Raw genomic sequence first — 23,594 nt, 5'->3', positions numbered from 1 at the left:
GAGACCGCAACGGGCAACGCCGATCACCGTACGTGGATCATCGGGCACCCTGCGCTGTCACGCACCCCTCCCCGGGGCGAGAGGAGGCGGTCACTCCATGTTCACCTTCCGGGGAAGGGAGGACGCTGCGGGCCCTCAGGAAGGCGCCGCCAGATGCCCGTCGGCGGGCCGTGACCGCCACAGGTCGAGCCCGATGTCGACGAGTCCGACCCGGTCGAGTCCGGCTACGGCGTCCAGCGCGTGCCAGGCCGCGAGATCGGTCGAACCGTCCCGCTCGTGACGCAGTTCGCCGCCGGTGATGTGCGCCTCGTAGACGATCCGCACGCCGTGGAAGTCGGCGACGGCACCGAGCTTGCGCGGATAGCGGCGGCGCAGCGAGTCGATGCCGAGCAGCGCGCGGGGCTCGATGGTGTACCCCGTCTCCTCGTCGGCCTCGCGGATCACCGTGTCGTACGGATCCTCCCCGTGGTCCATCCCGCCGCCGGGCAGCGTCCAGCGCTTGCTGCCGTCGCCCGCCACCCAGCGAGCGAGCAGCAACTGCCCGTCCTGCACGCATACGGCGTAGGCCGCCACCCGGAGCTCTTTGTGCACGGAGTGACGCTAGTCCCCCTGGGGTGGATTGGCAGGGGAGTACTCCGGAGCGGTCCAGCTCCAGGGGCTCGCGCCGAGGGTCTGAACCGCCTCGGTGAGGGTGAAGCGGAGCGTGCGGGAGCCGTCGTCACCGTGGGTGGTGCGGGCCGTGCCCGTGAGCTGGAGCGTGGTGCCGGTCGTCCAGTCGAGGAAGAGGAGGCCGGCGCGGGGATCGGTGGCGAGGTTGCCGAGGGACAGGAACATGGAGTTGCCGGGGTAGTCCCGCCAGGTGAGTTCATAGGGGGAAGGAACCTGGACGAAGCCGGGACGGCCGCCCCGGTGGCTGGCGTCGGCACCCTTTGCGTGGACGGTGGCGAGGAAGAAGGTGTCCGCCTCGGCTATGAACGCGCGCTGATCGCCGGTGAGTTTCACTCCGTGGCGGGGCGCGGACGGGCGGCCCGGCATGGTGCCCACCGGAAGCTGCCGCTTCTGGATGTACTTCGGGCAGTTCGAGAAGACCTGGTCGGCTTCGATCGCCAGGCCGCGCGGCGTCGGGCGGGCCCTGCCGTTGAGGCGCATGCGGCGGCGGGTTCGGGGGTCCAGGGCGATCGTGCCCACGGGGGTGCCCTCCCGGGCGAGGGCGCTTGCCAGGGGGTCGGCCCGGCGAAGGCCGCCCGCGACCGCTATCTGGTGCGGTCCCGTGGCCCGCACGAACCCGGGAGCGCCGGTGAGCAGCGAGGCCCAGACGGCGCCCGCCGGGTCCGCGCCGCCGATCACCAGCATGGGCTGGATCTCCAGGAAGGCGGCGGCGACGGGGCGGATGCCGTCACCTACGGACCGGCCCACGTGATCGGCCAGTTCCCGCACGCCGACGAGATCCTGAACGGCGCGGGAGCCGTGGTGGTACGGGGCATTCGGCGCGTTCGGGGACATGTCACTCCTACCGGGAGAGCGCCCGAAGGGACGCGAGGGACTGGCCCCCGAAGGGGCGCGGGGAACTGCGCGACCAGCCACGGACGACCCGCGGACGACGAACAACACTCTGCCGCGAAGCGGGCAGGCCGAGCAGCTGCGCAACCTGCCCAGCCGGGCAGCGGCTAGAAGAACCCGCAGGTCGGCGCATCCGCCACCGGAGCCCGGCCCAAGGCGCCCCCGCCGGACCCCGCGTAGATCTCAAGGCGTGTGCCATCCGGGTCGTGGAAGAAGATCCCGCCGGACGCGGCGCCTTCGCCGTGCGGGACGACCCCCTCGTAGGCGAATTCCACCCCGTGGGCGCGCAGGGCGCTCTCGTACGCGTGGACCTGCTCGATGGTGTCCACCTCGACCGCCAGGTGGTGCAGTCCCGCGTTCCCCGCGGCGTACGCGGCGTCCGCCTGCTGCCAGAGCGTGAGGGCGAGGGTCCCGTCCTGCCCCAGGAAGGCGAACCTGCGTCCCTCTTCCTTGCCTTCGCCGAGCACGCCGTAGCCGATGACGTCGCGGTAGAAGGCGAGCGAGCGCTCGATGTCCGTGACGTTCAGACCGACGTGGCCGGTGCGCAGTGTGCTGGTCGCGGTCATGACTCTCCCCTTGTCGACGGCGGCCCACCCCATGCGGGCTAACCATTGAAAGTGACGTTAGTGGTTAGCCATGGGACCGTCAACCGGTCACGTACCCTTTGATGGTTAGCCTCGAAGGGAGCCCCCCATGACCGCCCCGCCCCGCGACCCCCGTCCACTTGTCGGCGAGCCGCTCTCCCTCGACCTCCTCAACACCCGGTGGATGGCGGACGGCACACGCCAGGACCTGCTGACCGACACCGAGGGACTGACCGTCTGGCTCGCCGCCAACGGGCTCGACGACCGGTTCGGCGCGGACGAGGCGACGCTGGAGCACGTGCGGCGGGCGCGCGACGCGATCTCCACCGTCGTGGACGGCCCGGACACCGCCGCCGGAATCGCGCGCGTCAACCAGATCCTCGGACACGGACGGATCAGGGCCACCCTCTCCCCCGAAGGGCCGGGCGAAGAGCCCGAGTTCAAGGACGCGACATGGGGCGCCGCCTGGCTGGCGGCACGGGACTACCTGACGCTGCTCGCCACCGCGCCGGACCGGATCAGACCCTGCGCCCACGACGCGTGCATCCTGCACTTCTTCGACACGTCGCGGAACGGCACGCGGCGATGGTGCTCCATGGCCGCCTGCGGAAACCGGGCGAAGGCCTCGCGCCATTACGCCCGCGCCCGCGAGGCCTAGGGTCCTGAGCTCCGGGGAAAATGACCTGCTATGTCGCCGATGGCGCATGGCGGGATTGCGTCACGCCTCGATCGTAACCCGACAACTCTCCCCAAACAGCGGTCCCTTACGTAAAGCTGAGCGGTCATCCGGTTCCGGATTCCGGACCTTTTCGACCTTTACGTACAGGGATGCTGATGCACAGATCCAGTGCTAGACGCACGACCCGTCTCGCGATAGCCGTCGGCCTGACCGCCGCGCTCTCCGCCGCCGGGCCCATACCCATGGCCCTCGCGGCCGACGGGAGCCCCGGAGACCCTGGGGGCCGGACCACCCCCAAGTCCGCCGCGAAGAAGCTGGGTTCGGCCGACGCCGATCTCCTCGCCGACGCGAAGGCGGACGGCGAGAAGACCGTCACGATGATGGTCGCCACCGCGCCGGGCGCCACCGAGCAGGTCGCCGACCAGCTCGACGCCGTCAAGGGCGGTTCCGTCGGCCGGACGTACGACAAGCTCGGCTACGTACGCGCCACCGTGCCCACCGGCAAGGCCGAGGCCGCCATCGAGGCCGCCGGGAAGCTGTCGTCCGTGCACGGCATCGACCTGCGGCACGAGATCGAGCTCGACGACCCGACGCCCGCCGCCGACCGCGCCAAGGGTGCGAAGAAGGCAGCGGAGGGGACGTACGCCGGACCCGGCAAGAACACTCCGGCGAAGAACCCGTACAACCCGTCCTTCGAGACGGGCGCCGTCGACTTCGTGAAGAAGCACCCGAAGGCGGACGGCCGCGGCACCACCATCGGCATCCTGGACTCCGGCGTCGACCTGGGGCACCCGGCGCTCCAGAAGACCACCACGGGCGAGCGGAAGATCACCGACTGGGTGACCGCGACCGACCCGATCGTGGACGCCGACGGCACCTGGCGGCGGATGACCAACCCCGTCACCGGCCCCGTCTTCACCTGGGACAGCGAGACGTGGAAGGCTCCCGCGGGCACCTTCCAGGTCAACCGCTTCCGCGAGTCGGCCACCACCGGCGGCGACGCCAAGGGCGACATCAACCGTGACGGCGACACCACCGACAGCTGGGGCGTCCTGTACGACCCGGCCGCCGGCACCGTCCGGGTCGACCTGAACGACAACAACGACTTCACCGACGACGAGACGATGAAGCCGTACAAGGACGACCACCAGGTCGCCTACTTCGGCAAGGACGACCCGGCGACCGACGTCGTCGAGCGCGTCCCGTTCGTCGTCGAGATCCGCAAGGACGTGCCGACCGACCCGTACGGCGGCGACTGGGTCGGCAAGAAGGCCGACTTCGTCAACATCGGCGTCATCGAGTCCGAGCACGGCACGCACGTCGCGGGCATCACCGCGGCCAACGGCCTGTTCGGCGGCAAGATGAACGGCGCCGCCCCCGGCGCCAAGCTGGTATCCTCGCGCGCCTGCACCTGGAGCGGCGGCTGCACCAACGTCGCGCTCACCGAGGGCATGATCGACCTCGTGACGAAGCGCGGCGTCGACATCGTCAACATGTCGATCGGTGGCCTCCCGGCGCTGAACGACGGCAACAACGCGCGCGCCGCGCTCTACACGCGCCTCATCGACACCTACGGCGTGCAGCTGGTGATCTCCGCGGGCAACTCGGGCCCCGGCGCGAACACCATCGGCGACCCCAGCCTCGCGGACAAGGTCATCTCCGTCGGCGCCTCCATCTCCAAGGAGACCTGGGCCGCCAACTACGGCTCCGCCGTGGAGAAGAAGTACGCGATGATGAACTTCTCCTCGCGCGGTCCGCGTGAGGACGGCGGCTTCGCGCCGGTCATCTCGGCGCCCGGCGCGGCCATCAACACCACGCAGACCTGGCTGCCGGGCTCCCCGGTCGCCGAGGCCGGCTACCAACTGCCCGCCGGCTACTCGATGCTGCAGGGCACGTCGATGGCGTCCCCGCAGGCCGCGGGCGCCTCGGCGCTGCTGCTCTCCGCCGCGAAGCGGGAGAAGGTCGACCTCACCCCGGCGAAGCTGCGCACCGCGCTGACCTCCACCGCGGACCGCATCCGCGGCGAGCAGGCGTACGCGCAGGGCACCGGCCTGATCAACGTGGTCGACGCGTGGAACGCCATCGAGGACGACGCGAAGGCGCACACGTACACGGTGAAGGCCCCGGTCGACACCGCCCTGGAGCAGGAGCTGAAGAAGCCCGGCACCGGCATCTACGACCGTGAGGGCGGCCTGAAGACCGGCCAGAAGCGGACGTACGACGTCACGATCACCCGCACATCGGGCCCGGACCGCGGCATCCGCCACGAACTGGACCTGGTCAACAACCACGAGCGCACCTTCGAGCTGCTCGGCAAGGGCGCGGTGACGCTGCCGCTGAACAAGCCGGTCACGGTCAAGGTGCAGGCGAAGGCCAAGTCGGCCGGTCTGCACAGCGCGATCCTGACGGTCGACGACGAGCGCAGCGAGGGCATCGACCAGCAGATCATGTCGACGGTCGTCGTCTCGGCGCCGCTCGCCAAGCCCGCGTACACGTTCTCGGCGTCCGACGCGGTGCAGCGCAACAGCACCAAGTCGTACTTCGTGACGGTCCCCAAGGGCGCCAAGTCCCTCGAGGTGGCGCTCGGTGGCCTGAAGGGCAAGAGCCAGACGCGGTTCATCGCGGTGCACCCGTACGGCGTCCCGGTCGACTCGACGTCCTCGCTCGTCTGCTACGCGAACTACGACAACCCGGCCAACACCTGCCGCCCCGACCTGCGTTCGTACCCCGAGCCGCAGCCGGGCGTCTGGGAGATCGAGGTCGAGTCGCGCAGGACGTCGCCGCTCCTGGACAACCCCTACAAGCTGGACGTCTCCGCGCTGGGTGTCGCCTTCGACCCCGCCGTGCAGACGGTCCCGGAGGCGAAGGTCGGCACCCCGGCCCCCGTCTCCTGGAAGGTCACCAACAACTTCGCAGCGGTGGACGGCAAGTTGAAGGGCGGCCCGCTCGGCTCCGCGAAGGCGGCGAAGCCGTCGATCAAGCAGGGTGAGACCCAGACGACGACCGTGGTCGTGCCCGAGGGCGCGGAGCGGCTCGACGTCGCCATCGGGTCGACGGCGGACGCCGCGGCCGACCTCGACCTGTCGGTCTCGAAGGACGGTGTGGTCGTGGGTTCCGCGGCGGACGGCGACTCCGAGGAGTCCGTCAGCCTCAAGAAGCCCGCGGCGGGTACGTACGAGATCGAGGTGGCCGGCTACTCGATTCCGTCCGGCACCACCGCGTACGACTACCGGGACGTCTTCTTCTCGGGCGCGCTCGGCTCGGTGAAGGTCGACGAGTCGGCGCCGGTGCAGCTGGCGAACGGCGCGTCGGCCCAGGTGTCCGCCGAGGTCGCGGCGGACGCGCCCGCGGCCGAGGGGCGCCAGCTGTTCGGTGAGGTGTCCCTCCTGAACGGGCGGGGCACGGTCGCCGGTACCGGCAGCGTGCTCATCGAGAAGGTCACCCCGTAGCGGTCCTTCTCTCGCTGAGACGTCGGCCGGGCCGGAGACCTCCGGCCCGGCCGACGTGCGAGCCTCACCCTCCTCTCAGCACGTCATCTTCTTGCCCTTCCCCTGGCGCAGCTCGCGCTCGATCCATGCCCGGTCCCTGGCGAGGTCCTTCTTGCCCTTGGACCAGACGTCCGGTGACGCCTCCCCCTTCCGGATGCCGATCAGGGTCCGGTCGCCCGGCCGCAGGCGCGGGTCCACGTCCACGTCCATCACGAACGTGACCTGCTCGGCCCCCCGGCTCGGCTTGTGGTAGCGGGTCACGTCCAGGACGATCCGCTCCTGTACGCCGCCGGGGACCGGCTCGACGCGGTTCACCGTGCCCTCCACGATGAGCCGGGCGCAGGCCGCGTACGCGCCGGGCTTCTGGTCCATGTCGTCCGAACCGCCCGCGTCCCGTTCGTTCGGACCGCCCGCGTCCTCCTTGTGGTCCCCGCCCGACGCCGCCCCCTTCGCCGCGTCCTTGTCGGCATTTGCGCTGATCCCGCCCCCGCTCTCGATCGCGAGCCAGACGGCCCCGCCCACCAGCGACACGGCCGCCGTGGCCGCGGCGAGGCCGAGCGCCACCGTCACGCGCCGCCGCCGGACACCCGCCGGGCGTACGGCGACCACAGGGGCCGGTTCCGGCTCCGGAGCCGCCAGCGCTCGCCCGACCACCCCGATGTGTTCCCGAAGCAGCGCGACATCCGCCACAGCCGCGGCATGCTCCGCCGCGAGCTCCGGGTCCTGTCCGCGGGCCTCGGGCACGGGCTCGCCCGTGAGGGCGAGCATCAGCGCGTCGCACGTGTCGCGCTCCTCGTACTCGTCCCTGGCCACCCTCACACCACCTCGCCCTCGTGCAGCCGCGTCCGCAGGAGCCGTACCGCCGTATGCAGCCTGCTCTTGACCGTGCCCTCCGGTATGCCCAGTTCGTCCGCTATCGCCCGCACCGGCAGATCGGCGTAGAAACGCAGCACGACGACCTGCCGCTGGCTGTCGGGCAGCGCGTCGAGGCCTTGGGTCACGGCCATCGAGAGGGCCCGCGACTCCGCCCCGTCCTCGTCCGTCGCCTCCCGCCACAGCACGGCGAGCCGCTCCCCGAGGCGCTCCTGCCTCCGGCGCGCCCGGTGCCAGTCCATGGCGAGGTTGGAGGCGACGACCGCCGCCCACGCGGACACGTCACGAGGCGCCTCGCGCCCGTCCGCCGCCCGCTCCAGGAGCTTGAGCCTGACCTGCTGGACGCCGTCGGGCAGGTCCGCGTGCGGCACTCCGCCGAGCGCGAGCACCGCCCGCACCCGGTCCTCCTGGGCCGCGTCGAGCGGATCGGACCGTTCTTCATGGTCCCGCCGGTCCCGTCGCGTTTTTCCGCGCAGCAAGACACCCCTCCCGTCCCCACGTTTCCCCTAGGACGCCAGCAGCGCCCGAAACGTTCGACGCGGGCCCGCGGGAATGTGACATCCCGAACTTCGGACAATGGATTGGACAAGGCGGCCGTGGACAGACGCATGATGGAACGCACAGGCCAATGCCTATGCCCATGCACATACGGAGGAAGTCCCTGTGAAGGTCGGAATCGTCGGAGCCACCGGTCAGGTCGGCACGGTCATGCGCAAGATCCTCGTCGAGCGGGATTTCCCCGTCGACGAGCTGCGCCTGTTCGCATCGGCCCGCTCGGCCGGCTCGAAGCTCGACGGTGTCACGGTTGAGGACGCCTCCACGGCCGACTACAGCGGCCTCGACATCGTCCTGTTCTCGGCGGGCGGCGCCACCTCGAAGGCGCTGGCCGAGAAGGTCGCCTCGCAGGGGCCCGTCGTGATCGACAACTCCTCGGCCTGGCGGATGGACCCCGAGGTGCCCCTCGTCGTCTCCGAGGTCAACCCGCACGCGATCGCGAACCGCCCCAAGGGCATCATCGCCAACCCGAACTGCACGACGATGGCCGCGATGCCGGTCCTGAAGCCGCTGCACCAGGAGGCCGGCCTCACCGCGCTCGTCGTGGCGACCTACCAGGCCGTGTCGGGCTCGGGTCTCGCCGGTGTCGACGAGCTGTTCGACCAGGTCAAGAAGGTCGGCGACGACGCCCCGAAGCTCACGCACGACGGCTCGGCCACGGAGTTCCCGGCGCCGAACAAGTACGTCGCGCCGATCGCGTACAACGTCCTGCCGCTGGCCGGCTCCATCGTCGACGACGGCCTGAACGAGACCGACGAAGAGCAGAAGCTCCGCAACGAATCCCGCAAGATCCTGGAGATCCCGGCACTCAAGGTCTCCGGCACCTGCGTGCGCGTGCCGGTCTTCACCGGCCACTCCCTCCAGGTCAACGCCCGCTTCGAGCGTCCCCTGAGCGCCGAGCGCGCCACGGAGATCCTCGCGAAGGCGGAGGGCGTCGTCCTCACCGACGTCCCGACCCCGCTGGTCGCGGCGGGCAAGGACGACTCCTACGTGGGCCGAATCCGTGGCGACGAGACGGTGGAGAACGGCCTGGCCTTCTTCATCTCCGACGACAACCTCCGCAAGGGCGCCGCGCTGAACGCGGTGCAGATCGCGGAGCTGGTGGCGGCCGAGCTCAAGGGCTGACGCACTCCTCGTACGTACGCCGTAGGGGGCGGGCACCGATTTCAGTCGGTGCCCGCCCCTTTCGCGCGGGCCACGACGAGCAGCGCGAGCGCCGCGAGACCGCCCCCGAGCCACAGCACGTCCGTGGTCCCGAGGCCGTCCGCCACCAGGCCGCCGGTCAGCGCGCCCAGGGCGATCGCCGCGTTGAACACCCCGGCGAAGAGTGCCGACGCCGCCTCCCGGGCGTGGGGCGCGGCGGCCAGGACCCACTGCTGCGCGGAGACGGAGACCCCGCCGTAGGCCAGGCCCCACGCGACGAGGAGCGCCACCGAAACGGGGAGCGAGCCGCCCGCGGGTCCGAGCAGCAGGACCACGGCGGCAAGACCCGCGGAGATGGCGAGCAGCGCCCGGCGCGGGTCGCGGGCCGCGAGCGCGCCGCCCGCGAAGTTGCCGACGATGCCCGCGATCCCGTAGACGAGGAGCAGTCCGCTGATCAGCCCGGCGCCCAGGTCGGGCACCCGCTCCAGTACGGGTCGTACGTAGGTGTAAGCGGCGAAGTGCCCGGTCACCAGGGACAGCACCACGAGGAGTCCCGCCCGCAGCCGCGCGCCGCGCAGCAGCCCGGGGAACGTGCCGAGCCGTACCGCCGCCGTCGCGGGCAGTCGCGGAAGCACCGCGGCGAGCAGCCCGGCGACCGCGAGCGCGAACACCCCCATCACCGCGAACGCCCAGCGCCAGCCCGCGAGTTCGCCGAGAAACGTTCCGGCGGGCACGCCGAGCACGGACGCCACCGCGATCCCGCTGAAGATCACCGTGGTGGCCCGCCCCGCTGACTCCTCGCGCACCAGCCGTACGCCCAGCCCGGCCGCGATGGCCCACACGCCCCCGATGCAGACCCCCACGAGCAGCCGGGCGGCGAGCAGCATGCCGAAGGCGGGCGCGAGCGCGGACAGGAGGTTGGCTGCGGCGAGCAGGACCATCAGCGCGCACAGCACCGTCCGCCGGTCGGCGCGCCGCACGGCGACGGGCAGCAGCAGGGCGGCGAGCGCGGCGACCACGCCCGGCAGCGTGACGGTCAGGCCCGCGGTCCCGTCGGAAACGCCGAGCCCCGAGGAGAGCGAGGTGAGGAGGCCGACCGGCAGCATCTCCGTGGTGACGATGGAGAAGGTGGCGGCGCCGACGGTGAGGACGGAGAGCGGCAGTGAGCGTCGCGAATCGGTGCGTTCCAACGGTGTGCCCTGGGTGGTGTGCATGAGGACAAGCCTTCGTCGGGCGGCCGCGGGGAACAACGGCGAAGATCTCATCCTTCAATGAGCGAGGCTCATGGATGAGGGTCATGGACGAGGGGGCGCCGGTGCTTGAGATACGGGAGCTGGAGTGCTTCATCGCGCTCGCCGACGAGTTGCACTTCGGCCGCGCGGGCGAGCGGCTCTATGTGTCGCAGAGCCGGGTCAGTCAGCTGCTCCGGGACCTGGAGCGGCGGATCGGCACACGGCTCGTGGAGCGGTCGAGCCGACGGGTGCGGCTGACTCCGGCGGGCGAGCGGTTCCTCGCCGAACTACGCCCCGCCTACGAGAGGTTGAGCGCCACGGTGGACGCGGCGCGGGAGTCGGCGCGGGGGGTCACGGGGCGGCTGCGGATCGGCTTCCAGGGGACGGCGGACGCGCGGCTGATGCGGGCGATCGCCGACTTCCAGGAGCGGCATCCGGGTTGCGTGACGGAGATCGTGGAGGTGCCGTTCGCGGATCCGTTCGGGGCGGTGCGGCACGGGGACGTCGACGCGGCGATCGTGCTGCTGCCCGTCGAGGAGCCGGATCTGGTGCTCGGCCCGCTCTTCTCCCGCCAGCAGCAGACGGTCGCGGTGTCGGTACGCCATCCTTTCGCGGGCCGCGCGTCGCTGCGAGCCGCCGAGCTGACCGAGACCCCGCTGATCTCGGCGACGGCTCCGGCACCCGCCTACTGGCGTGCGGCGCAGGCCCCGTCGGCCGTGCCCGGGCCGGAGGTGCGCACCCTCCAGGAGGGGCTGACGCTGGTGGCGGCCGAGCGCGGGGCGATGCTGCTGTGCCGTCCCACCGCGGAGTATCACGGGCGGCGTGACGTCACGTTCGTGCCGGTGGAGGGGGTGCCGGATTCGGTGCTCGGGATGGTGTGGCGCCGGGACGCGGAGACGGAGCGGGTGCGGGCGTTCGCGCGGGCGGTGGGCGGTCCCTGGGGCCCTAGGGGCGGCGGACCTCGAAGTGGAAGCAGCCGTACTCGACGGCCCTGACGTGCACGAGGGCGACCTCCGGGTCGGCGAAGGCCTCCGCGAGGGCGGTGTCGAAACCCTGCGTCGCGGGGTCCGGGATCTCCATCAGGCGGCCACCGACGATGTGGCCCTCGGCGTTGTAGCGGCGCAGGGTACGCAGGGCTCCCGGCCGGGCGAAAGGGTACGCGTCACCGCCGGCCGCCGGTCCCTCGCAGTCCTGCGCGTGGATGAACACGGGGCCCTGCTCGTCGTAGGCACCGGGGGCGGCGCCGGTCTGCTCGGCCCAGCGGCGCAGGGGTGCGTACGAGACGAGGGCGACGCGTTCGCCGGGGGTGACGGGGCGCAGGCAGCAGCGGAGGGGGCTGCCGCCTTCCGTGTCCACGTAGGGGTGGGTGGGGCGGCCTGCGTCGTCGGTGATGCGGAGTTGTTTGAGGGCGGTGGGGGATATGGGGCGAGGGTCGTAGGTCATGGGGTAAGGGTCACGCGTGCGGGTGGGTGGGGCTGGCGGATTTCAGACGTCACATTCCCCAACCCCGCCCCTTCCCGAAACTCGCTGCGCGAGGGCGTCCTCAGACGCCGGACGGCTGAAAGATTTCCCCGGACCGGCGGGAATTCCAGCCCGTCCGGCGTTTGAGGACGAACTCGGCGGAGCCGGTGATGACGGCACCCAAGGCCAAGGGCCCCCACGCCGAGTGGGTTTTCGGGAAGGGGCGGGGTTGGGGAAAAGGAAGCCCTACCAACAGCCCCGCATCCTGCGATACCCCTCCCCCAACTCCGCCAGCTCCTCCCCCGTCAGCACATCCTCCACCCGCGAGAACCCCTCCGGCGCCCGCTCGGCCACAGCCCGCAGCACCTCGTCCACCGGCATCGCCCGATTGGCCAGGGCCACGGCATTGGCGGGGCCCCACCGCTCCGCCTCGTAGGCACGCAACCCGCTCACCCGGTCCGCCCCGGCGAGGGCCACGCACCGCGCGAGCGCCCGCGCGTCGAGCACCGCCTCCGAGCCGCCGCTCGACCCCACGGGGTACATCGGATGGGCCGCGTCACCCAGCAGGGTCACGGGACCGCGCCCCCACCACGGCAGCGGGTCACGGTCCACCATCGGGTACTCGAGGATGCGCGCCCTCGACCCGGTCGCCGCAAGGAGCGCGGGCACGTCCAGGTCCCCGATCCGCCACCCGGAGAAGTGCGGCAGGACGTCGGAGAGGCGCCCCGAGCGGTTCCAGTCCACCGGGCCGGGCGACCCGTGGTGATGGACCGGAAACCGCACCTCCGCCACCCAGTTGAGCAGCGCGCGCCCCCGCGTCTCCGCCTCCCGCGAGATCGGGTAGACGACGAACTTCGCGGTGGCGTTGCTGCCCGCGAACGCCATCGCACGGCCGCCGAGCACCGGCTCCCACTCGGTGACCCCGCGCCACATCCGGATGCCGTTCCACAGCGGCGGCCCCTCTCCGGGGTGCAGCCGGGCCCGCACCGCCGAGTACAGGCCGTCGGCGCCGACCAGGGCCCGCACCGGCACCGCGAACTCGCGTCCGCCCCGTACGTCCCGCAGGGTCACCCGCAGCGCCCCCGACCCCTCCGGCTCGGCGTACCGCACGAACGCGGTACCGGTCTGGACGGCGTTCTCGCCGAGACGGTCGCGCACCGCGTCGAGGAGGATCAGCTGCAGCGCGCCGCGGTGCAGGGAGTACTGCGGCCAGTGGTGACCGCGCGCCAGGCCCAGCGGTTCGGCCCAGATGTAGTTGCCGTGCCGGTCGAAGTGGACCGTCTCGGCGGTCGGCACGGCCGTGGCCGCCAGCTCGGCGCCGAGCCCGAGCTCCGTCAACTCCCGTACGGCGTGCGGAAGGAGGTTGATGCCGACCCCGACGGGCCGCAGCGCGTCCACCGCGTCGATGACCCGTACCCCGATGCCCGCCGCGTGCAGGCTGAGCGCGGCGGTGAGCCCGCCGATCCCCGCTCCCGCGACGAGTACGTCGATCATGCGGCGCACCCCGCACCGCGTAATCGCGCCGATCGCGATGACCGTCGAATTCCCATGGACGCTCCCCCCGGGGCGTGAGTCGACGCGCGGATGCTAGCGGCACCCCGGCCATCGAACAATGCCGCGTGGCGGTCCATGGACCATGCCCGGACACGTCCGCGGACCCACGTGGAAGGATGGCCGGAAACGCCACAAGTCGTACCTGACGTACCTGAGGAGATGACCGCGTGCCCGGCACCAATCTGACCCGCGAAGAGGCGCAGCAGCGGGCGAAGCTGCTCACCGTTGACTCGTACGAGATCGACCTCGACCTCTCCGGCGCGCAAGAGGGCGGCACCTACCGGTCGGTGACCACGGTGCGCTTCGAGTCCGCGGAGGCGGGCGCCGAGACGTTCATCGACCTGGTCGCTCCGGCGGTCCACGAGGTGGTCCTGAACGGACGCTCGCTGGACGTCGCCGCCGTCTTCCGTGACGCGCGCATCGCGCTGAAGCACCTGGAGGCGGGGCCCAACGAGCTCAAGGTGGTCGCCGACTGCGACTACACCAACACGGGTGAGGGCCTGCACCGGTTCGTCGACCCGGTCGACGAACAGGCCTACCTCTACACGCAGTTCGAGGTGCCTGACGCGCGCCGCGTCTTCGCGTCGTTCGAGCAGCCCGACCTGAAAGCGACGTTCCAGTTCACCGTGAAGGCACCGTCCGGCTGGACGGTCATCTCGAATTCGCCGACCCCGGAGCCCAGCGGTGACGTCTGGGTCTTCGAGCCGACGCCGCGCATGTCGACGTACATCACGGCGCTCATCGTCGGTCCGTATCACTCGGTCCACAGCTCGTACGAGGGTCCTGGCGGCCAGTCGGTTCCGCTCGGCATCTACTGCCGCCCCTCGCTCGCCGAGTTCCTCGACTCGGACGCGATCTTCGAGGTCACCCGGCAGGGCTTCGAGTGGTTCCAGGAGAAGTTCGACTACGCGTACCCCTTCGCCAAGTACGACCAGCTCTTCGTGCCGGAGTTCAACGCGGGCGCGATGGAGAACGCGGGCGCGGTGACCATCCGCGACCAGTACGTGTTCCGTTCGAAGGTGACGGACGCGGCGTACGAGACGCGCGCGGAGACCATCCTCCACGAGCTGGCCCACATGTGGTTCGGCGACCTGGTGACGATGGAATGGTGGAACGACCTCTGGCTGAACGAGTCGTTCGCCACGTACACCTCCATCGCCTGCCAGGCGTACGCGGAGAACTCGCGCTGGCCGCACTCCTGGACGACGTTCGCCAACTCCATGAAGACGTGGGCGTACCGCCAGGACCAGCTTCCCTCGACGCACCCGATCATGGCGGACATCCGCGACCTCGACGACGTCCTGGTCAACTTCGACGGCATCACGTACGCGAAGGGCGCGAGCGTCCTGAAGCAGCTCGTCGCGTATGTCGGGGAGGACGAGTTCTTCCGGGGCGTGCAGGCGTACTTCAAGGCGCACGCGTTCGGCAACACGCGCCTGTCCGATCTGCTCGGCGCCCTTGAGGAGACCAGCGGGCGCGACCTCAAGACCTGGTCGAAGAAGTGGCTGGAGACGGCGGGCATCAACGTCCTGCGTCCGGTGGTGGACGTGGACACGTCCGGCAGGATCACGTCGTTCGCGGTCAAGCAGGAGGCGCCGGCGCTCCCCGCGGGCGCGAAGGGCGAGCCGACCCTGCGCCCGCACCGGATCGCGATCGGCCTGTACGACCTGGACGACGAGAGCGGCAAGCTGCTGCGCACCGACCGCGTGGAGCTGGACGTGGACGGCGAACTGACGGCGGTGGACGAGCTGGTGGGCCGCGAGCGCCCGGCGGTGATCCTCCTCAACGACGACGACCTCTCGTACGCGAAGGTGCGCATGGACGCGGAGTCGCTCGCGTTCGTGACGGAGCACATCGGTGACTTCGAGGCGTCGCTGCCGCGTGCGCTGTCGTGGGCGTCGGCGTGGGACATGACGCGGGACGCGGAGCTGCCGACGCGGGATTACCTCTCGCTGGTCCTGTCCGGGATCGCCAAGGAGTCGGACATCGGGGTCGTCCAGTCCCTGCACCGTCAGGTGAAGATGGCCCTTGAGCTGTACGCGGCTCCGGCGCGGCGCGAGGAGGCGCTCGCCCGCTGGACGGAGGCGACGCTCTCGCACCTGCGCGCGGCGGAGCCGGGCAGCGACCACCAGCTGGCGTGGGCGCGGGCGTTCGCCGCGGCGGCGCGTACGGAGGAGCAGCTGACGCTGCTGGAGGAGCTGGTGTCGGGCAAGCAGGCCATCGAGGGCCTGGCGGTGGACACGGAGCTGCGCTGGGCCTTCGTGCACCGGCTCGCGGCGACGGGGCGGCTCGACGAGGCCGGGATCACGGCGGAGCTGGACCGTGACAAGACGGCCGCGGGCGAGCGGCACGCGGCCTCGGCGCGGGCGGCGCGGCCCACCGCGGAGGCGAAGGCGGAGGCGTGGGCCTCGGTCGTGGAGTCCGACAAGCTCCCGAACGCGATCCAGGAGTCCGTGATCGGCGGCTTCGTCCAGACGGACCAGCGTGAACTCCTCGCGCCGTACACGGAGAAGTTCTTCGCGGCGGTCAAGGGTGCGTGGGACTCCCGTTCGCACGAGATGGCGCAGCAGATCGCGGTGGGCCTGTACCCGTCGCTCCAGGTGTCCCAGGCCACGCTGGACGCGACGGACGCGTGGCTGGCATCGGCGGCCCCGTCGGCGGCGCTGCGCCGCTTGATCACGGAGTCCCGAGCGGGGGTGGAGCGGGCCCTGCGGGCGCAGGCGGCGGACGCGTAGCTCTCTTTGGCGGGTCGGGGGGGCGGGGGCTCCTCCCCCCTCCGGCCGGCGGGGGGGGCTCATCCCCAGCCACCCCAGGACCGTGGTGAACCCCCGGCCGGAGGGGGAGCCCCCTAACCCGCCTCCGCCCCCCGCAGGGAAACCGCCCCCCGAAGCGCCGACAAGACCCTGCTGACGCCCGCCCCGCCCGCCGCCCCGCGGCGAACCGCCGCCACCACATGGCGGCGAGGGCGGTCCGCGGACAGGGCCCGCATCACCACCCCGTCACGCCGGACCGCCGCCATCCGCGGGACGAGGGCGACCCCCATCCCCGCCTCCACCATCGCGAGGATCGACGTCCAGCCGGAGGCGGAATGCGCCTGCTCCGGCGTGAACCCCGCCCCCTCGCACGCCGCCCGCGTGATCTCGGACCAGGGACCGCTGCCCCCGAAGATCCACGGCTCCCCGGCCAGGTCGGAGAGGCGGAGCCCCTCCACCGCCGCCAGCGGATGCTCCACGGGAAGCGCCACGTCCAGCGGGTCCGCGAGCAGCGACTCCCGCGTGAAGCGCGTGTCCGCGTCCCCGGCGGCCGGCGCCGTCACCGCCAGGGAGAGCGCCACGTCCACCTCCCCCGCCGCAAGGAGGTCGTACGCCTCCGCCGCCTCCACCTCACGGACCCGCACCGAGATCCCGGGCGCCGCCGCCCGCAGCTCCCGCACCGCGGGCACGACGAGCGCCGGGACCGCGGTCGAGAACGCCCCGACCCTCACCTCCCCCGCCTCGCCCTGCGTGTACGCCGCCAACTCCGCGTCCGCGAGCTCCAGTTGAGCGAAGACGGCCTCCGCGTGGCGCAGGACGAGGTGTGCCGCGTCCGTGAGGCGGACCCGGCGGCCGTGCGCCTCGAGCAGCGGCACCCCCAGCTGCTTGGCGAGGTTGGAGAGCTGCTGGGACACCGCCGACGGCGTCATCCGCAGCGTCCGCGCCGTCGCGGTGACCGTGCCCCGCTCGCTCAACGTACGCAGGATCTGCAGCTTCTTGATGTCCCACTCGCTCATGGAGTCAACGTACCGACTGGTCACCAGAGGTGGTTCCACCGGACGCACCCCCTACTTCGTGCGCGCCGCGCCGAGCACGACCCCGCCCAGGATCAGCCCCATGCACAGCACCTGCAGCCATCCCATCGCCTCGCCGAGCACCGCGAAGGAGAGCAGGGCGACGCACACCGGCTGGAGATAGTAGATGACCCCGGCGCGGGCGGCGCCGATGATGGAGATCGCCTTGTTCCAGGCGAAGAAGGCGATCGCGGACGAGACGACGCCGACGTACAGGAGCGGGGAGACCGTCCCGACAGTCGGCTGGAAACCGCCCTGCAGCACCAAACTGACCACGAACACCGGAAGCAGCATCAGCGCGCCGAGCACGAACGTCGCGAAGAGGAACGGCAGTCCGCCGATCTCCGCGGGCTTCCGCTTGAGCAGCGCGCTGTACGACCCGAACGACACCGCCCCCGCGATCACCCAGAGGTCACCCGCCGCGAAGTCCATGGAGAGCGATCCCCCGGAGACCAGGACCAGGACGCCCGCGCAGGCGATCAGCATGCCCGTCACCCGGCGCGCCCCGAGCCTCGCGCCACCGAGGCGTTCGTACACCGCCATCAGGACCGGCGACGCCGCCATGATCATGCCCATGTTGCCCGCGGTGGTGGTGACGCCCGCCTGGTTGACCAGCGTGTTGTAGATGGTGACGCCGAGGAGCGAGGCGAGGAGCAGGAAGCGCAGGTGCTTGCGGAGCAGGGCCCGCTGCCGCCACGCCTGGCGCGCGGCGAAGGGCGTCACCGCCGCGATCGCGATGATCCACCGCCAGAACGCGTGCTGGATGGGCGGCACGCTGTCGGCGAGGGCACGCGAGGTGACGAAGCTGCCCGACCAGACGACGGTGGCGAGCGCCGCGAGGGCGAGACCGAGGCCGATGGGGCCCGCGGCCCGCTGCGCCTTGCTCTTCGCCGTCGGGCCCGACGCGGTGTGAGTGGGGGTCGTCCGGGTCGTCCGGTCCAGGACAGTCACTGATATCCCTTGTCTTCCTCCCGGTTCGCCCGGGAACGCACGAACCCCGCCGAGGTGGGCACCACCCGGCGGGGATCTTTTGGCCGATCCTTTTGCTGATCTCTTGGCTGATCGCTTGGCTGGTTGCGGGACTACACTCACACCCCCGCACCCATCAGGTCCATCGAATCTTTTCGAGACCTCTTTACAGTTCTACTGAACGGTCTCAGCGGCAGCCTCCGCACCCGCGGCCACCGCACCCCACTCCACCAGCGCCGCCCGCACCTCCCCCGCCTCCGCCTCGTCCGCCGCCCACGCCACGTACCCGTCGGGGCGGACCAGGACGGTCGTACGTCGGCCACTCGCCCAGTGCGTCACGACCGCGCGCCCCTCCCCCTCGCACCCCGCGCCCTCCGGGGCGATCAGCACGAACCTGCCCTCGCGCAGAGCCTCGTAGAGCCGACCCTCCTTGAGCGCGACGTCCGGCGCGCGGTGTCCGGTCAGGCGGTGGGCACCCTTCGGGGCCCCGTAGCGGTAGCCGATGCCGGTGATCTGGCCGATCGCCTTGTCGCGGACCGGGGGCATGACGTTGATGAAGGAGGCGAGGACGGCGCGGGCCGCGCGCGACCACGGACGCTTGGCCATCGCGAGCCGCACGATCCCGCCGCTGCTGCGCAGGACCGCCTTGCCGATGGGGTGCCGCTCGGACTGGTAGGTGTCCAGCAAACCCTCGGAGGCACGGCCCTCGACCGCCGCCACCAGCTTCCAGCTCAGGTTCACGGCGTCCTGCAGGCCGGTGTTCATGCCCTGCCCGCCCGCCGGGGTGTGGACGTGCGCGGCGTCCCCGGCGAGGAAGACGCGGCCGACCCGGTACGCGGGCGCCTGACGCTCGTCGCTGTGGAAGCGGGACATCCAGCGGGCGTCGTGCATGCCGTAGTCATGGCCGAGCGCGAGCCGGGTGATCTCCTTGACCTCTTCGAGGTCGAGGGGCTCGCTGTCGGGGACGTTGTGCGCGCGGTTCCAGCCGATGACGCGGTGATAGCCGTCGGCGAAGGGCGCGATGAAGGCGAAGGCGTCACCGGAGGCGTTCACCGTGAGGACCGACGCGGGCTTCTCGGCGAGCTTCACGTCGGCGAGCACGAGCGAGCGGATGGCGGACTTTCCGGGGAAGGGCAGGCCGATGGCCTTGCGGACCGGGCTGTGGAGTCCGTCGGCGCCGACGACGTACGCGGCCCGGACCTCGGCGAACTCCCCTCCAGGGCCGCGGACTTCGACGCTCACGCCGTCCGCGTCCTGGGTGACCCCGGTGACCTCGCACTCGTAACGGAAGTCGACACCGGCGGCGATCGCCCGCCGCTCCAGGACCCGTTCCACCTCGTACTGCGGCAGGACCAGGAGGTGGTTGAAGCGCGAGGGCAGCTTGTCCAGGCCCACGTCGAGGCGGGCGAAGAGGCGCAGGCGGTCGAGCGTCTGCCCTTTGGCCTCCAGTTCGTCGGCGAGACCGCGCGCGTCGAGCTGTTCGAGGGTGCGGGCGTGCAGCACCAGGGCGCGCGAGAGATTGCTGATCTCGTGCGGCCGCTTTTCGAGCAGCGTGACGGGGACGCCGGCGGCGGCCAGATCCCCGGCGAGCAGCAACCCGGTGGGGCCCGAGCCGACGACGATCACTGTAGGGCTCGCTGTGCCGGTCGTGTCCTGGCTTCCGTTCATGACGGCCTCCTTGTGCCAACGACTGTTGGTCAACGCTTGTTGACTAACGTAGGACCGCCCTCATGGACTGTCAACACATGTTGGCCTACGCTTGTTGGCATGAATGAAAGTGCACCCGATCCAGTGACCGAGACGGCCGGGACGACGGGGACGACGGGGAGGACGGGGACGACCGAGACCACCGGCTCAGTGCCCGAGGCGGCCCCGGCATCGCCCCGCCGCTCCGACGCCACCCGCGGCGCGATCCTCGCCGCCGCCCGTGAGCGGTTCGCCGCCGACGGCTATGAACGGGCCACCATCCGCGCCATCGCCAAGGACGCGCGGATCGACCCGTCGATGGTGATGCGCTACTACGGCAACAAGGAGGGCCTGTTCGCCGCGGCCTGCGCCATCGATCTGCGCCTGCCCGATCTCACCGCGGTGCCGCGCGATGCCGTCGGACGGGCCCTGGTGACGCACTTCCTGCACGTCTGGGAGAAGGACGAGGTCCTGACGGCGATGCTCCGCGTCGGCATCACGAACACGGCGGGCGCCGAGCGGATGCAGGGCATCTTCAAGGACCAGCTGCTGCCGGTCGCGCGCCGCGTCTGCCCCGATCCCGCCGAGGCCCCGACGCGGGCCGGCCTCTGCGCCTCACAGATCCTCGGCATGGCGCTGACCCGCTATGTGCTGCGGTTCCCGCCCGCGGTCGCGCTGTCCGGCGAGGAGATGGCGGACTGGCTCGGGCCGACGGTGCAGCGGTATCTCACGGCCGAGCGACCGTGACCTCCGAGCTCCGGACATACGTGCGGGGCACCTCATACGTGAGGGGCTCCTCGTCGACGTACGCGTGTGTACGCGCACAGCGACGAGGAGCCCCTCACGTGAAGTCCCCTACGCGGGGACTCGCTGAACGAAGTGGCGTCAGCCCTTCTTCACCGGCTTGCGGGACTTGTCACCGACCATGACGAGGCCCGCGATCACCAGGAACAGCACGATGGGCGCCACGACATAGAGGCCGAGCGTGTCGATCACGCTCAGGCCCGGACCCGGGTCGTCGCCGTCGTCGCGCGTGAGCGCGAGCGCGGGGGACGACATGAGCAGCATCATCAGCGTCGTACCGGAAGCCAGGGCGCCGGCGCGCAGGGCATTCTTCTTGTCCACGGTGCCAACGTAGCGAACAGCTAAACGGGCCGCGCGCCCGGGGGTGCCGTACGGGGTCTTTCGCGGGTACGGAACACGTCCATGAACGCGTGGACGCGTGGTGATGCGGCGAGCTCCTCCAGGGTGACGGGGCGGCCCTCGGCGTCGGCGATCGGCAGCCGCCAGTTCGGATACTGGTCCCAGGTGCCGGGGAGGTTCTGCGGGCGGCGGTCGCCGACCGCGTCGGGCAGCCATACGCCGACCATGCGGGCCGGGGTGGCGAGCAGGAAGCGGTGGACGGCGCGGATCTCCTCCTGCTCGTGTCCGCCGCCGCCGGGCAGCATGCCGAGGCAGGAGAGCAGCGCGAGCCACTCCGACACGTCCGCCGTCGCCTCGGCCTGCTCGATGACCGCGGGGCGGGTCAAGAGACCGAGCCTGTCCCGGAGTTGGACGTGCTCGCCGGTGATGCGGGCCGCGGTGGACGGCAGGTCGTGGGTGGTGGCGGTGGCCAGGCAGTCCGCTCGCCACCGCTCGGGCGGCAGCGGCCGTCCCGTGCCGGCCCAGTCCCGCTCGAACCAGAGCACGGAGGTGCCGAGCACACCGCGTCGCTGGAGGGTCTCGCGGACGCCGGCCTCGACGGTGCCGAGGTCCTCGCCGATGACGAGGGCGCCCGCGCGGTGGGCCTCCAGGGCGAGGACGGCGAGCATCGCGTCGGCGTCGTACTGGACGTACGTTCCCTCGGTGGGCGCGCGGCCCTCCGGGACCCACCAGAGCCGGAAGAGCCCCATGACGTGGTCGATGCGGACCGCGCCCGCGTGGCGGAGCAGCCCGCGCAGGAGGGCGCGGTAGGGGGCGTATCCGGACTCGGCGAGGCGGTCCGGGCGCCAGGGCGGCAGGCCCCAGTCCTGGCCGCGCGCGTTGAACGCGTCCGGCGGCGCGCCGGTCGACATGCCCGCGGCGAAGTGCCGCCGCCGCGCCCACGCGTCGGCACCGGCCGGGTGCACGCCGACCGCGAGGTCGTGCACGAGGCCGATGTCCATGCCCGCGTCCCGCGCGGAGCGCTGCGCGGCGGCGAGCTGGGCGTCGGTGAGCCAGACGAGACGGCAGTGGAAGTCCACGCGGTCCATCAACTCGCGGCGGGCGCGGGCGGCTTCGGGGGACGCCGGGTCACGCAGGGGCGCGGGCCAGGCGTGCCAGTCCGGGCCGTACCGCTCGGCGAGCGCGCACCACGTGGCGTGGTCCTCCAGGTCGTCCCCGTGCTCGGCGAGGAAGTCGTTGTAGGCGGCGCGCCGACCGGGGCCCAGCGGGACCTCGCGGATCAGCTCCAGGGCCTGCGCCTTGAGCTCCCAGACCGCGTCCCGGTCGATCAACTGACCCTGCTGGAGGACGGATTCGCGGAGCGCGGCGGCCCGCCGCGTGAGATCGGCGGCCAGGTCGCGGGCCTCGCCGTCCAGATGGGCGTACTCGGGAATGTCCTCGACACGGAGGTGGACGGGGTCGGGGAAGCGGCGCGACGAGGGGCGGTACGGGGAGGGGTCGGACGGCCCGTCCGAAGGCTTTGGAACCGCCGCGTGCAAGGGGTTGACCTGCACGAATCCCGCACCCAGGGTCCGCCCGGACCAGGCTGCGAGTTCGGCGAGGTCACCGAGGTCGCCCATGCCCCAGGAGCGGCGGGAGAGGAGGGAGTAGAGCTGGACGAGAATTCCGTACGTCTTCTCGCGCGGGGGCGGCAGGCGGTGCGGGGCGACGACCACGTGGGCGGTGGCTGTGCGGTTGTCCGGGGTCTCGGCTCGCAGCCGGTGGACGCCAAGTGGCAGGGCCGGCGCCACCCGTGGCTCTGTCTTCTCGCCGCTGCGAGGCGATGTCTCCCGCCCGTCCGTCCGCTCACCCCGCGGCGATGTCTCCCGCCCGTCCGTCCGCTCACCCCGCGGCGCGTCAGGGAGGTCGCGGGAACCCTCGTCCGACTCCGGCAACGGCGTCTCCCACTCCAGCCGCTCCCCGCGCTCCGTCCGCACGCGCACCCGCGTGCCCGGCGGCAGCCCGGCCCAGGGTGAAGGCGCCTCGGGGTCGCCCTGCCACACCACCACCGTCGGGGGCAGCAGGCGGGCGCTCAGCTCGGCCTCGCGGGCCGTGAGGGCGCGCCGCACCGCCTCGGGGGTGCTCGCGTCCACGTCCAGGGCGGCCAGGGCCGCGATCACCGCGGCGTCGGTGGCCGGAACCGTGCGGTCCGGGGACGGGGAGTAAGAAGTCGCCACGCCGTACAAGGCGACAAGGCGGGAAAGTCCGGCGGGATCGGCGGGCCCCGTGGTGGGTCCGGTCGCTCCGGATGGGGCCATCTAGACCCCCATGTAGGCCAGGCCCGACGCGGTGCCGGTTGAGGTGGGCTCGCTGGTCAGCGGGGCGGCGTCGGCGAGCGGAGGCTCGCTGGTCAGGGGTGCTGCGTCGGCCAGCGGGGGCTCGCTGGTCAGGGGCGGCTCGAGGCAGCCGCAGGAGCAGGATCCGTCGAGCCCCGAGTCGGGGCCGGAGACCTGTTTGGAGAGAGCGGAGAGGAGGAGATTCGCGGAAGCGGGCACGTAGGGCTCCATTGTCAGGGGGCAGGACGGGTCTTCGGCAGCAGCCCTACCCAGTGCGCGGGATCGCAGACATATCCGTTGTATGAACGTGCGCGTACTCACATTCGTTTCTCTATGTGGGGGTCCAGACGCAAGATCTTCCTTTTCCCCGGTTCCGATCGTGCCCAAAACCGGAGCAAGCATTTCAGCCCCGCCCCCGATCAACCACGAACCCCGCCGATGTCACAGGGAAGAAAACCCCCACAACACCCACGCCCGTTGACACCCCCACCCCACGAGTGGTGGGCTCAGTGACACCCTGAGACAA

20 protein-coding genes are annotated in these 23,594 nt (G+C 71.6%); 6 read left to right on the top strand and 14 right to left on the bottom strand.

From position 1 onward, the window contains the following. Nucleotides 1-135: 135 nt before the first annotated feature. From AB0I94_RS12980 to AB0I94_RS12970, 3 genes are all read right to left on the bottom strand, one after another. A complete protein-coding gene (locus tag AB0I94_RS12980) occupies nucleotides 136-591 on the bottom strand; it encodes an NUDIX hydrolase (protein ID WP_363309556.1) in 456 nt (151 codons plus the stop codon). A 9-nt stretch (nucleotides 592-600) separates the two neighbouring features. After that, complete coding sequence (locus tag AB0I94_RS12975; RefSeq protein ID WP_363309555.1) at nucleotides 601-1,503, bottom strand: pyridoxamine 5'-phosphate oxidase family protein; 903 nt, start codon at nucleotides 1,501-1,503, stop codon at nucleotides 601-603. A 164-nt stretch (nucleotides 1,504-1,667) separates the two neighbouring features. Then, nucleotides 1,668-2,126, bottom strand: a complete 459-nt coding sequence (locus AB0I94_RS12970; protein ID WP_363309554.1) for a VOC family protein — start codon at nucleotides 2,124-2,126, stop codon at nucleotides 1,668-1,670. Nucleotides 2,127-2,253: 127 nt separating this feature from the next. Between AB0I94_RS12970 and AB0I94_RS12965 the strand changes: the two genes are divergently transcribed. Further along, nucleotides 2,254-2,802, top strand: a complete 549-nt coding sequence (locus AB0I94_RS12965; RefSeq protein WP_363309553.1) for a CGNR zinc finger domain-containing protein — start codon at nucleotides 2,254-2,256, stop codon at nucleotides 2,800-2,802. Between the two features lie 176 nt (nucleotides 2,803-2,978). After that, nucleotides 2,979-6,272, top strand: a complete 3,294-nt coding sequence (locus AB0I94_RS12960) for a S8 family serine peptidase (protein ID WP_363309552.1) — start codon at nucleotides 2,979-2,981, stop codon at nucleotides 6,270-6,272. Nucleotides 6,273-6,347: 75 nt separating this feature from the next. Here AB0I94_RS12960 and AB0I94_RS12955 read toward each other — a convergent pair whose 3' ends face one another. Both AB0I94_RS12955 and AB0I94_RS12950 read right to left on the bottom strand, forming a co-directional pair. Then, entirely contained in the window at nucleotides 6,348-7,124 is a 777-nt protein-coding gene (locus tag AB0I94_RS12955; protein WP_363309551.1) for a hypothetical protein, read from the bottom strand. A 2-nt stretch (nucleotides 7,125-7,126) separates the two neighbouring features. After that, nucleotides 7,127-7,663: a sigma-70 family RNA polymerase sigma factor gene (locus AB0I94_RS12950; protein WP_363309550.1), complete on the bottom strand. Its 537-nt coding sequence runs from the start codon at nucleotides 7,661-7,663 to the stop codon at nucleotides 7,127-7,129. A gap of 184 nt (nucleotides 7,664-7,847) precedes the next feature. On the opposite strand from AB0I94_RS12950, the gene AB0I94_RS12945 reads away from it, so the two are divergent. After that, nucleotides 7,848-8,864: an aspartate-semialdehyde dehydrogenase gene (locus AB0I94_RS12945; RefSeq protein ID WP_363309549.1), complete on the top strand. Its 1,017-nt coding sequence runs from the start codon at nucleotides 7,848-7,850 to the stop codon at nucleotides 8,862-8,864. 41 nt (nucleotides 8,865-8,905) lie between these two features. Here the strand turns inward: AB0I94_RS12945 and AB0I94_RS12940 are convergent, their stop codons facing one another. Continuing rightward, nucleotides 8,906-10,096 carry an MFS transporter gene (locus tag AB0I94_RS12940; RefSeq protein ID WP_363309548.1) on the bottom strand — a complete coding sequence of 397 codons (1,191 nt, stop codon included), beginning with the start codon at nucleotides 10,094-10,096 and terminating at the stop codon, nucleotides 8,906-8,908. Nucleotides 10,097-10,179: 83 nt separating this feature from the next. Between AB0I94_RS12940 and AB0I94_RS12935 the strand changes: the two genes are divergently transcribed. Beyond that, nucleotides 10,180-11,109, top strand: coding sequence for a LysR family transcriptional regulator (locus AB0I94_RS12935; protein ID WP_363309547.1), 930 nt, complete (start codon nucleotides 10,180-10,182; stop codon nucleotides 11,107-11,109). Here AB0I94_RS12935 and AB0I94_RS12930 read toward each other — a convergent pair. After that, entirely contained in the window at nucleotides 11,060-11,557 is a 498-nt protein-coding gene (locus AB0I94_RS12930; RefSeq protein ID WP_363309546.1) for a DUF1203 domain-containing protein, read from the bottom strand. The genes AB0I94_RS12935 and AB0I94_RS12930 overlap by 50 nt on opposite strands. 264 nt (nucleotides 11,558-11,821) lie before the next feature. Beyond that, entirely contained in the window at nucleotides 11,822-13,069 is a 1,248-nt protein-coding gene (locus AB0I94_RS12925; protein ID WP_363309545.1) for a flavin-dependent oxidoreductase, read from the bottom strand. 227 nt (nucleotides 13,070-13,296) lie between these two features. On the opposite strand from AB0I94_RS12925, the gene pepN reads away from it, so the two are divergent. Then, on the top strand, nucleotides 13,297-15,864 hold the full coding sequence (gene pepN / locus AB0I94_RS12920; RefSeq protein ID WP_363309544.1) for an aminopeptidase N: 2,568 nt from the start codon (nucleotides 13,297-13,299) through the stop codon (nucleotides 15,862-15,864). A 113-nt stretch (nucleotides 15,865-15,977) separates the two neighbouring features. On the opposite strand, the gene AB0I94_RS12915 is transcribed toward pepN, so the two are convergent. The 3 genes from AB0I94_RS12915 to AB0I94_RS12905 all read right to left on the bottom strand — a co-directional run bounded on the left by AB0I94_RS12915 (nucleotide 15,978) and on the right by AB0I94_RS12905 (nucleotide 19,592). Next, nucleotides 15,978-16,898, bottom strand: coding sequence for a LysR family transcriptional regulator (locus AB0I94_RS12915; protein WP_363309543.1), 921 nt, complete (start codon nucleotides 16,896-16,898; stop codon nucleotides 15,978-15,980). Nucleotides 16,899-16,949: 51 nt separating this feature from the next. Beyond that, a complete protein-coding gene (locus AB0I94_RS12910) occupies nucleotides 16,950-17,813 on the bottom strand; it encodes a DMT family transporter (RefSeq protein ID WP_363309601.1) in 864 nt (287 codons plus the stop codon). A gap of 285 nt (nucleotides 17,814-18,098) precedes the next feature. Further along, nucleotides 18,099-19,592: an FAD-dependent monooxygenase gene (locus AB0I94_RS12905; RefSeq protein WP_363309542.1), complete on the bottom strand. Its 1,494-nt coding sequence runs from the start codon at nucleotides 19,590-19,592 to the stop codon at nucleotides 18,099-18,101. Between the two features lie 189 nt (nucleotides 19,593-19,781). On the opposite strand from AB0I94_RS12905, the gene AB0I94_RS12900 reads away from it, so the two are divergent. Continuing rightward, nucleotides 19,782-20,357 carry a TetR family transcriptional regulator gene (locus tag AB0I94_RS12900; protein ID WP_363309600.1) on the top strand — a complete coding sequence of 192 codons (576 nt, stop codon included), beginning with the start codon at nucleotides 19,782-19,784 and terminating at the stop codon, nucleotides 20,355-20,357. Between the two features lie 138 nt (nucleotides 20,358-20,495). On the opposite strand, the gene AB0I94_RS12895 is transcribed toward AB0I94_RS12900, so the two are convergent. The 3 genes from AB0I94_RS12895 to AB0I94_RS12885 are packed head-to-tail and all read right to left on the bottom strand — an operon-like array spanning nucleotide 20,496 to nucleotide 23,287. After that, complete coding sequence (locus AB0I94_RS12895; protein ID WP_363309541.1) at nucleotides 20,496-20,735, bottom strand: hypothetical protein; 240 nt, start codon at nucleotides 20,733-20,735, stop codon at nucleotides 20,496-20,498. A gap of 20 nt (nucleotides 20,736-20,755) precedes the next feature. Beyond that, entirely contained in the window at nucleotides 20,756-23,050 is a 2,295-nt protein-coding gene (gene malQ / locus AB0I94_RS12890; protein WP_363309540.1) for a 4-alpha-glucanotransferase, read from the bottom strand. Continuing rightward, entirely contained in the window at nucleotides 23,051-23,287 is a 237-nt protein-coding gene (locus tag AB0I94_RS12885) for a hypothetical protein (protein WP_160505071.1), read from the bottom strand. Between the last annotated feature and the right edge of the window lie 307 nt (nucleotides 23,288-23,594).

It is taken from the genome of Streptomyces sp. NPDC050147 (assembly GCF_040660195.1).
Classification (GTDB): Bacteria; Actinomycetota; Actinomycetes; order Streptomycetales; family Streptomycetaceae; genus Streptomyces.
The sequence above is the reverse complement of the archived record's forward strand: the minus strand, read 5'-3'. Positions and strand labels throughout refer to the sequence as shown.

Coding starts and splice junctions, on each gene's coding strand:
- AB0I94_RS12975 (WP_363309555.1), bottom strand. CDS start 1,503: ATGTCCCCGAACGCGCCGAATGCCCCGTACCACCACGGCTCCCGCGCC.
- AB0I94_RS12970 (WP_363309554.1), bottom strand. CDS start 2,126: ATGACCGCGACCAGCACACTGCGCACCGGCCACGTCGGTCTGAACGTC.
- AB0I94_RS12965 (WP_363309553.1), top strand. CDS start 2,254: ATGACCGCCCCGCCCCGCGACCCCCGTCCACTTGTCGGCGAGCCGCTC.
- AB0I94_RS12960 (WP_363309552.1), top strand. CDS start 2,979: ATGCACAGATCCAGTGCTAGACGCACGACCCGTCTCGCGATAGCCGTC.
- AB0I94_RS12940 (WP_363309548.1), bottom strand. CDS start 10,096: ATGCACACCACCCAGGGCACACCGTTGGAACGCACCGATTCGCGACGC.
- AB0I94_RS12935 (WP_363309547.1), top strand. CDS start 10,180: ATGGACGAGGGGGCGCCGGTGCTTGAGATACGGGAGCTGGAGTGCTTC.
- AB0I94_RS12930 (WP_363309546.1), bottom strand. CDS start 11,557: ATGACCTACGACCCTCGCCCCATATCCCCCACCGCCCTCAAACAACTC.
- AB0I94_RS12925 (WP_363309545.1), bottom strand. CDS start 13,069: ATGATCGACGTACTCGTCGCGGGAGCGGGGATCGGCGGGCTCACCGCC.
- AB0I94_RS12915 (WP_363309543.1), bottom strand. CDS start 16,898: ATGAGCGAGTGGGACATCAAGAAGCTGCAGATCCTGCGTACGTTGAGC.
- AB0I94_RS12905 (WP_363309542.1), bottom strand. CDS start 19,592: ATGAACGGAAGCCAGGACACGACCGGCACAGCGAGCCCTACAGTGATC.
- malQ (WP_363309540.1), bottom strand. CDS start 23,050: ATGGCCCCATCCGGAGCGACCGGACCCACCACGGGGCCCGCCGATCCC.